We start from the raw sequence: 6919 nt of genomic DNA, 5'->3' as shown, positions 1-6919 counted from the left end.
CACGTCCGGTGAGTGCGACGAGCACCTCCCGGCCGAAGCCGACAGATCCCGTTGAGGACCCTAAGTCAGTCAGTCGATGGGTCAGACCCCGGCGGGAGGTGCTCACCTACATCATCTCTGTCAGTCGACCACCGGAGGAGGCGGGCTGTCCTGCGGATCGGGACTCTGCCGCCCCGGCTCCCGCGGCCCGGGGTCCCCCGGCACCGGGCTCCTCGGCGGATCAGGAGTCGTGGGCGTATCACTCCTTGGCGGATCAGGTGACTTGGGCGGGTCGGGTGACTTGGGCGGGTCGGGTGACTTGGGTGGGTCGGGCGTCTTGGGCGGGGTGGGGCTCTCGTTCCCCTGACCCGAGGGGGACTCCTGCGGCCGCGGGCACCGGGGGCCGCCGACCCCCACCTCGGCCTGGCGCGGCCCGCCGGGATAGGCCGGATCGGTCGTGACGCGCACCCCGAACAGGGCCCTCTTCCCGCATTCCACGGGCCCGAGGCCGGCGGCCACCGTGAAGGAGTAGGATGTGCGGCCCGAGAGCGTACGGGTGTCGGCCGCTGTCGAGCGGCCGTCGCGCGTGAAGACGGTGGAGACCCTGACCGGGCCCCTGCCCGTGGTCCGCACCGTCACGGCCGCCGCCCTGCCGTCCCAGCGGTCGATCGCCACGTCCTCGACGGCGGGCGCCGGACAGGGCGCCCCGGTGAGTCTCCGCGTCTGTGTGCGGGTGCCCCCGCGGGCGGCCGGGGCCGTGGACACCTCGACCCGACGAAAGACGGTGGTCCCGCAGGCCGGGGCGGGGAACGGCTGCTGCAGCCCGATGTGATAGGACGTCGCGCCCCGCAACCCGACCGTCTGCGAGGGCGCGGCGGTGAGCGCGTCCGGCGACGGCCCGGCCGCGAAACGCGCGGTGAGCAGGACCCGGGCCGTCGTGCTCGCCCGTACGTCGACCGTGACCGCCTGGCCGTCGAACGCCGCGATGCCGAGGTCCGTGACCCGCGCCGGTGCCGGCGACGCGGTCGCGCCCAGGTGCGAGGGGGTGGCGCTCGGCCCCGAAGAGTCCGGCGGCCCCGAAGAGCCCGGCGGGACGGAGTGGCTCGGCGGGACGGCCGGCCCGGTGGACACGGACGACACCGGCGTGCCGGACAGGTCGGGCGGCGTCGTCCCGGCGTTGTCGTCCGGCCCCGCATCGCTCTCCGCGGTCTCGCCCGGTGTCGTCTCGTCCGGTGCCGTTTCCCCCGGGGCCGTCTCGTCGGGTGCGGTCTCGGCTGTGACCGGCGGGACCGCTTCCGTGGAGTCCGTGGCCGGGGGCAGCGCCGCCGGAGCGCTCCGCGGCGGCGGGGTGAGCAGGGTGTCCTGCGCCACCGGGGTTTGCCGGTTGGCCGCGACCACCGCCGCGATCACGGCGGCCGACAGCACGGCGGCACCGATGGCGAAACGGGGCGCGAAGCGCGTGAGCCGCTCCGACAGCACGGTCTGGGCGAGCGAGGTGGAGGCCTCGACCGGCTCGGCCGGAGCGGCCAGGGGGAACGTCAGCGCCAGCAGCGTCGCCAGCTCGGCCAGATGGCGGCGGCCGCGCTGCTCCCAGTCGGGCCCGTACGCGGCGGTCGCGGCGGTCTCCAGATCGGCGATGAACGCCCGCGCGGTGGGCGGCCGGTCCGCCGGGTTCTTGGCCATGCCGCGCGCGACCAGGCCCCGCACCGAGCCCGGCACGTCCGCCGCCGGGACGGGAGCGCTGCGGTGCAGCATGCGCAGCGCCGTCAGATCGTCGGCCCGGTAGGGCCGCCGCCCGGTGAGGCACTCGTAGAACACGCAGGTGGCCGCGTACACGTCGGCCGAGGGGCCGGCGAGCCCGCCGTACCACTGCTCCGGAGCCATGTAGGGCGGGGTGCCCGCGGGCGCGTCCGGCGAGCCGCTCGGCGTCGCGATGCCGAAGTCCGACAGCTTGCTGGTCCCGTCGGCCTGGATCAGCACGTTCTCCGGCTTGTAGTCACGGTGGACGATGCCCGCGGCGTGCGCCGCCGACAGGCCCGCGAGCGAGCCCTTCAGCACGACCAGCGCCGCCTCCGGGCTGGTCGAGCCGTGCTCGGCGAGGATCCTGCGCAGTGAGACCCCGTCGACGAGCTCCATGACGATCGCCGCGCCGTCGGGCGCCTCGACGTACTCGTACAGGCGCACGACGTTGGGATCGTTCAGCTCGACCATGACCCGGGCCTCGTGCCGGAAGCCGGCGAGGAAGCGCCGGTCCCGCCGCAGTTCCTCGCGCAGGTACTTGATCGCCACGTAGGCGCCGGTGGTCACGTAGGTCGCCAGCACGACCCGTCCGGCGCCGCCGGCGCCGAGTTCGCGCACCTCCCGGTAGCCCGGTACCGACCAGGCGTTCATGACGCCGCCCCCTCGGATGTGGTCGTCTCTGACAAATCAAGCCCTGCTGCGCGTGGCCCAGGCGGCGCCTCGCTGCGTTGCCGCCCCACCCATCGCTCGCGACGGGCAGCATTTGCCAGACACTCCCTGGCCCTGACTCAAGGTCTCACCCGAAAGGGCGATTGTCACCGGAGCAAAAAAGTCACCTTGCGGATGTAGTCCTGGCGTGCGCGGTGACGTGCCGGGCCGCGTGTACGGCGAGGTCGCGGGCGCGGTCCACGTCCACGCCCAGGAGGCGGCCCCCGCGCTTGACGACGCGCCCGCCGACCAGCACCGTGTCCACGGCGGCGGTGCCGGCCGCCGTGACGGCCGCGGCCACCGGGTCGTGCACGGGCGCGAGGCCGGGGGCGCCGGCGTCCAGGATCACGATGTCGGCCTGCTTGCCGGGGCGCAGCGAGCCGATCCTGCGGTCCATGCCCAGCGCGGCCGCGCCTTCGATCGTGGCCATGCGCAGCACGTCCGCCGCGGTGAGAGCGGGCCCGGTGGGGCGGGCGCGTCCAGCCGCGAACGCCGCGCGCATCACGGAGAACATGTCGCCGGGGACGTCGGTGACCGTGTCCACGCCGAGACCCGTGGGGATTGCGGACGAGCGCAGCCTGCCGGTCTCGGGATGGCCGTGCCCCATCAGCGACTCCACCGCCGGGGCCACCGAGGCCGTGCCGCCGCTGCCGGCGATCAGCTTCAGCGACTCGTCCGGGATGCCGTTGCAGTGCACGAACAGCACGTCCGGGCCGAGCAGGCCGGCGTCGTGCAGCCGTTCGACCGGGCCCTCGCCGGTGGCGTGCAGGCTGACCCGCAGGCCGAGGTCGCGGGCGAGCGCCCAGTCGGCCCGGGCCGCCTCCACCGAGCCGTAGACCGGGCCCCAGGCCGCGAAGGCGGGGGTGACGAGGCCGTCGTCGGACGGCAGGAGCGCCGAGCGGACCCGCCGCACCTCGTCCTCGGCGCGGTCGGCGTCGCGCGTGCCCCGGTGCGCGTACCCGAAGACCGCCCGTTGGCCGCGTACACGTCCTGCGCGCGGAACGCCGGGGCGAGGGAGCCGAGGACCAGGTCGAGGTACGCGCCGAGCGTCGCGTCGGCCGCGATGCCGCGCAGCACCTTCTGCCACACGTGGCAAGCCGAGCAGGCTCGCCTCCCACCTGATGCTCACGACCGGAGGGACGAGCAACATTCTGCAGCGGCTGGTCGCCGCCGGGCTGGTGGAACGGGAGCCCGATCCGGCCGACGGGCGCAGCTCGTGGGTGCGGCTCACCCCGCTCGGCGTGGACAAAGCCGAGGAGTTGTCGCTGGCCACGACCGAGGCGCACCGGGAGCATGCGGACGTGCCGGAACCGGCCGCGCGCGCCCTGGCCGACCTGCTCAGGGACGTCCTGCTCGCACTCGGCGACCGCGCCCGGCCCTGACCGTCACGACCGCCGGGATCCGGTCTGTCAGTAGGCGACGCCGATCGTGCAGTGGACGGTGCCGGGGTCCTCCAGCGCCTTCAGCAGATATCCGGCCAGGTCCTCCCTGGACACGCGCACGCCGCCGCGGACGCTGTCTCCGACCGCAGTGCGGTAGGCGCCCGTGGCCCGCGGCCGGTGCCCCGAGTGCCTCCGAAAACGGTGATGCGCACGGCGTCCTCCCCGACAGCGATGTCTGGGCCCTTCACATCTATGGTGATTGCCTATGCCGCGCAACCTCATCCTGTCCGGGGGAGTAGCCCACGACTTCCCGGCCACCTCAGCCGCCCTCGCGGACGTGCTCGCTGAGATCGGCATCGAGTCGGAGATCACCGAGGACGTCGCCGGAGCCCTCGCCGCGCCCGCGCCGGTCGACCTGATCACGGTCAACGCGTTCCGATGGAGGATGGACGGCGACGACTTCGCGCAGGAGCGGGACCGCTGGCGTTTCGAGACGCCGGACTCCGTCAGGCGGACGCTGCTCGATCACCTCGGGAGGGGCGGCGGGCTGCTGGCCGTGCACACCGCCTCGCTCTGCTTCGACGACTGGCCGGAGTGGGCCGAGATCCTGGGCGGCGCCTGGAGGTGGGGCACGTCGTACCATCCCCCGATCGGCAGGGCGAAGGTCCGGCTCGGCGCCGGTCATCCGATCGTCGACGGCCTGGCCGGCTTCGAGGTGACCGACGAGGTCTACACCGACCTCGAGGTCCTCCCGGACGTGGAGCCGCTGGCGTACTCGGGAGACCAGCCCCTGCTGTGGGCGAGAACCGTGGCGGGCGGCAGGGTCGTGTACGACGCGCTCGGCCACGACACCCGGTCGTACGAGAACCCGGTGCGCCGCACACTGCTGCGGCGGGCGGCGCGGTGGCTCCTCGGGAGCTGACCTCCGGAGACCTACCGCCCCCAGAGCGTCGCGGCGACGAGTTCGGGCACCAGCGTCTCGGTGAGCAGGGCGACGTCCGGATCGTCGTCGTGGCGATAGCGCACCGCCGCCGCCTGCCCCTCGACCTCCCCGCCGACGGCCAGCACGCGCGACCCGCGCATGCGGATCCACTCCATCGCCTGCTCGTCGTAGCGCGACCCGGGGAACAGCACGGCCCGGTAGTCGCGGGTCTTGGTGAGGTAGACGTCCACGTGCGCCCAGTCGCCCGTCTCGCACGCGTCCGCCTGGACGCGCGGTCCCTCACGGAACATCAGCGCCGACTGCTCGGCCGACGACAGCCGCTCGGCCGGCGCGATCGTGTAGACGCCGTGCGGCCCGTCGAGCAGCCCCACGGCGTCCGCCAGCCACTCACGCCGCCGATCCAGCAGGTCGGCGGTGGCCGCCGCGGCCCGCCGTACGAGGCCCGCCACGGCATCGGGGCCCTCGGCGAGCGTGAGCAGGAGGGCGAGCGTGTGCTGGAAGGTCCGGCAGGCGACGCCGCCCCGCTCCTCGCCTGCGAGCATCGGCACGACCAGGTCGGCGCCCTCGGTAACGGGGGAGCCGGGCCGGTTGGTCAGCGCCACGACGAACGACCTGCCCCGGTGACGGGCGAGGGCGTCGAGCGTCTCCCGGCTGCCGCCCGTCGCCGACACGACGACGGCGGCGGTGCGCGGGCCGGGCGGGGTGCCGAGCGCGGCGGAGGCGTACTCCGCGACGGCGTCCACTCCGGCGGCCCGCAGCCGCTGCGCCGCTACCCCCGCCGCGTAGCGCGAACTCCCCATGCCGAGGAACACGACGCGGTCGAACCGCCGCGTCAGCCCCTCGAACGGATCGCCGCCGTCCAGGAGGCCGGCCAGCGCCTCCAGTGCCTCCGGCTTCGCCTCCAGGTCGGCGAGAAACAGCCCCGCGTCCACGCGTCCATCCCCTCGTTCCGTAGTCAGGCGTTTCGTTGTCAGGCGTACCAGGCCCGCAGCACGCCCATCGGCGCGTACCGCCAGCGCGGCAGGTGGCGGGCGGCGTAGATCAGTTCGCGGCACTCCTGCTCGACTTCGAACGGCCGCAGCAGCGACCGGTCGAGCAGGTCGGCGCGGCCGGCCCGCCCGAGCGTCCGGGCGTAGGCCGCCGTCAGCTCCCGGCGCGCCGCGGCGGCCCAGGCGGCCGTCGCGTCCGGGTCGGCGGACCTGCGTCTGACCGCCACCTGCCCCGCGTGGTCCACGCTTGTCGTGAGCTGCGCGAGGTCGCGGGCCGCGGGCTGGTAGGGGTCGGCGTCCGCCACGGTCGGGTTGCCGTCGAAGTCGACCACCGCGTAGCCGTCCCGCCAGCGCAGGATCTGTCCCACGTGCAGGTCGCCGTGGACGCGGATCAGCGGTGTGGCGGGGGTGCGGGCGAGGGGCTCCAGTTCGCGGCGCAGGGCCTCGGCCCGCCCCGCGAGCCATGCGCCGTCCGCGCCGTCCGTCAGCGCCAGGGCCTCACGCAGCGCCTCCTCGGCGCGGGCCCGCCACGCCCCCTCGCCGGGCGGCGACAGCCGTACGGGGTCGGGGAGGACCGCGGACGGGGTGGCCATCGCGAGGTGCAGTTCGGCGGCGAGGGCGCCGACCTCGGTGGCGAAGCCGGTGCGGCCGGCCTCGGCCTCGTCGACGCACCACTCCCAGCCGTCCCGCGCCTCGGGCAGGTACGCCGTCACCAGGGCGACCAGCGCGTCCTCCCAGTAGACCGCCGCGTACGGCGTGGCCGTACGGGCGAAGCCCGCCAGATGGGCGAGCAGCCCGGGCGCGGGGTGCGGGGCCCGCGACGGCCGGGGGAACCACTTGACGACCACGGTCTCGCCCGCGACGACCGAGTGGTTGGTCTGGTCCACCGTGATGGCCCGTTCGCCGGGGGGGACCGGCGGCAGCGGCCGCAGCGCCCGCACCGAGAAGGGCGGCGGAGCCGCTTCCCGCGCCAGGTCGCGCAGCACGCGCTCGGTGACCCCTTCGGCCGTCTCCAGCGTGAGGACGCCGTCAGGGCCCTCGATCACCCGGGGCCAGCGGGAGCCTTGCACTCGATCTCCTGAACGTGGGTTCAACGCGGCAACAAAAGGAGCAGGTAGACGTAACGGGAAAAGTCTTGTCTATGTTGATTCGTCCTGCAACACTGGCCGCCATCCTCA

5 protein-coding genes and 1 pseudogene are annotated in these 6919 nt (G+C 74.5%); 2 read left to right on the top strand and 4 right to left on the bottom strand.

What is annotated here, in order from left to right; translation table 11 throughout:
- Nucleotides 1–120 precede the first annotated feature (120 nt).
- Entirely contained in the window at nt 121–2370 is a 2250-nt protein-coding gene (locus HHX30_RS04770) for a serine/threonine-protein kinase (protein ID WP_211591477.1), read from the bottom strand.
- A 181-nt stretch (nt 2371–2551) separates the two neighbouring features.
- A complete protein-coding gene (locus tag HHX30_RS04765; protein WP_249349545.1) occupies nt 2552–3577 on the bottom strand; it encodes an amidohydrolase family protein in 1026 nt (341 codons plus the stop codon).
- On the opposite strand from HHX30_RS04765, the pseudogene HHX30_RS43640 reads away from it, so the two are divergent.
- Together HHX30_RS43640 and HHX30_RS04755 are read left to right on the top strand one after the other, a co-directional pair.
- Nucleotides 3537–3809 (top strand): annotated as a pseudogene (locus HHX30_RS43640) (MarR family winged helix-turn-helix transcriptional regulator); the annotation flags it as partial. The gene HHX30_RS04765 and the pseudogene HHX30_RS43640 sit on opposite strands and share 41 nt — an antisense overlap.
- Nucleotides 3810–4074: 265 nt before the next feature.
- A complete protein-coding gene (locus tag HHX30_RS04755) occupies nt 4075–4731 on the top strand; it encodes a ThuA domain-containing protein (RefSeq protein ID WP_169979648.1) in 657 nt (218 codons plus the stop codon).
- An 11-nt stretch (nt 4732–4742) separates the two neighbouring features.
- On the opposite strand, the gene HHX30_RS41275 is transcribed toward HHX30_RS04755, so the two are convergent.
- The gene (locus HHX30_RS41275; RefSeq protein WP_169979646.1) at nt 4743–5684 is read right to left on the bottom strand and encodes an SIS domain-containing protein; all 942 of its coding nucleotides are present in this window, start codon (nt 5682–5684) and stop codon (nt 4743–4745) included.
- Between the two features lie 38 nt (nt 5685–5722).
- The gene (locus HHX30_RS41270) at nt 5723–6811 is read right to left on the bottom strand and encodes an aminoglycoside phosphotransferase (RefSeq protein WP_169979645.1); all 1089 of its coding nucleotides are present in this window, start codon (nt 6809–6811) and stop codon (nt 5723–5725) included.
- Between the last annotated feature and the right edge of the window lie 108 nt (nt 6812–6919).

Source organism: Microbispora sp. H10836, from assembly GCF_012999525.1.
Taxonomy (GTDB): domain Bacteria; phylum Actinomycetota; class Actinomycetes; order Streptosporangiales; family Streptosporangiaceae; genus Microbispora.
The sequence above is the reverse complement of the archived record's forward strand: the minus strand, read 5'-3'. Positions and strand labels throughout refer to the sequence as shown.

Excerpts from the sequence above, each read along its gene's own strand:
- HHX30_RS04765 (WP_249349545.1), bottom strand. The coding sequence starts at position 3,577 with ATGTTGCTCGTCCCTCCGGTCGTGAGCATCAGGTGGGAGGCGAGCCTG.
- HHX30_RS04770 (WP_211591477.1), bottom strand. The coding sequence starts at position 2,370 with ATGAACGCCTGGTCGGTACCGGGCTACCGGGAGGTGCGCGAACTCGGC.
- HHX30_RS04755 (WP_169979648.1), top strand. The coding sequence starts at position 4,075 with ATGCCGCGCAACCTCATCCTGTCCGGGGGAGTAGCCCACGACTTCCCG.